Origin of the sequence: Candidatus Clostridium eludens (assembly GCF_045310515.1) — a bacterium.
Taxonomy (GTDB): Bacteria; Bacillota; Clostridia; order Clostridiales; family Clostridiaceae; genus Clostridium_B; species Clostridium_B eludens.
This window is the reverse complement of sequence record NZ_JBJHZX010000213.1, coordinates 1-264: the sequence shown is the minus strand read 5'-3', so window position 1 is coordinate 264 and position 264 is coordinate 1. Positions and strand designations below refer to the sequence as shown.

Annotated in this window: 1 protein-coding gene; it reads left to right on the top strand. The window is 34.1% G+C overall.

What is annotated here, in order from left to right:
- Positions 1-264: rhodanese-like domain-containing protein (locus ACJDU8_RS25870; RefSeq protein ID WP_479723085.1), on the top strand; the 264-nt coding region annotated here is incomplete at both ends.

Sequence of the window (264 nt, the reverse complement as noted above, 5' to 3'; positions counted from 1 at the left end):
ACTATGAGGCTTGGTGGTACAATTTATGATTTAACAGAGCTGGAACTTGCATATGCCCCACCTTATTCTTCAGCTAAGGATCCTGTAAATATGGCTGGATTTATTGCAGAAAATGTTTTAACAGGCAAAGATGAAATAATACTTCCAGGAGATATAGATAATAGAGATAAAAATAAAACTCAGATTGTTGATGTAAGAACTGAATTGGAATGTAGTAATGGCCGTATGGAAGGAGCTGTAAACATACCTTTAGTTAATATAAGA